This window comes from Streptomyces sparsus, assembly GCF_054776295.1.
This window is the reverse complement of the sequence record NZ_BAAHCA010001170.1, coordinates 1-1,304: the sequence shown is the minus strand read 5'-3', so window position 1 is coordinate 1,304 and position 1,304 is coordinate 1. Positions and strand designations below refer to the sequence as shown.

The 1,304-nt window shown below is 75.5% G+C and carries 1 protein-coding gene; it reads left to right on the top strand.

Annotated elements, in window-relative coordinates; translation table 11 throughout:
* Window positions 1–252: 252 nt before the first annotated feature.
* Window positions 253–1,304, top strand: a 1,052-nt coding sequence (locus ACYVE9_RS27200) for a thioredoxin-like domain-containing protein (protein WP_461030546.1), incomplete at its 3' end; no start/stop codon positions are given.

Below are 1,304 nucleotides of genomic sequence, written 5' to 3'. Positions count from 1 at the left end.
CGCCGCACACCGCCCTGGCCCGCCGCCCGGCCCCGCGTCCCCGCCCTTCCGGCACGTTCAGCGTTCTGCGCCGCGTCCGGCGGTGGAGCCGACTCCGTCCGCAGGCCGAGCCGGGGGCAGCGCAGGAGTGGGCCCCGGTCACGCCGGACGCACCCGCCACGCGCTCTTCCGGTGGGTGGCCACCGACCATGCGCGAGTCATCGGCCCGGGGCGGCGGCCTGCGGCTGCCGTGGGCAGTGGCACCCTTGACGCATGAACGACGCCTCCTCCGCCGCGGAGCCCACCCCTGCTCCCCGCCGTGCCCGTGTCCGTGCTCCCGAGCTGGTCGGGAAGGGCGGTTGGCTCAACACCGGTGGCCGGGACCTGTCCCTGGCGGACCTGCGCGGCAAGATCGTGATCGCGGACTTCTGGACCTTCTGCTGCGTGAACTGCCTGCACGTGCTGGACGAGCTGCGGGAGCTGGAGGAGAAGCACCGCGACACGGTGGTCATCGTCGGCGTGCACTCGCCGAAGTTCGTGCACGAGGCCGAGCACCAGGCGGTCGTGGACGCGGTGGAGCGCTACGAGGTGCACCACCCGGTGCTCGACGACCCGGAGCTGGTGACCTGGAAGCAGTACGCGGTGCGGGCCTGGCCGACGCTCGTGGTGATCGACCCGGAGGGCTACGTCGTCGCCCAGCACGCGGGGGAGGGGCACGCGCACGCGATCGCCGCCCTCGTGGCGGAGCTGGAGACGGAGCACGCCGCCAAGGGCACCCTGCGGCGCGGTGACGGCCCGTACGTGCCGCCCGAGCCGAAGGCGGGCGACCTGCGCTTCCCCGGCAAGGCGCTGACGCTGCCCGGCGGCACCCTGCTGGTGTCGGACTCCACGCGGCACGCGCTGGTGGAGCTGGCCGCGGACGGGGAGACGGTGCTGCGGCGGATCGGGACCGGGCAGCGGGGGCTGACGGACGGGCCGGCGGAGCGGGCCGAGTTCAGCGAGCCGCAGGGTCTGGCGCTGCTGCCGGACGGCTCGGTCGCCGTCGCGGACACCGTCAACCACGCGGTGCGCCGCCTCGACCCGGCGACGGGTGAGGTGACGACGCTGGCCGGCACGGGTCGGCAGTGGTGGCAGGGCTCGCCCACCGCGGGGCCGGCTCTGGACGTGGCACTGTCCTCGCCGTGGGACGTCGCCTGGTTCGACGGCCGGCTGTGGATCGCCATGGCCGGTGTGCACCAGCTGTGGACGTACACACCCCCGGCGGGCGCGGGCGCGGGCGCGGGCGACGGCGACAGCGACGGCGTCGGGACGGTCGAGGTCGCGGC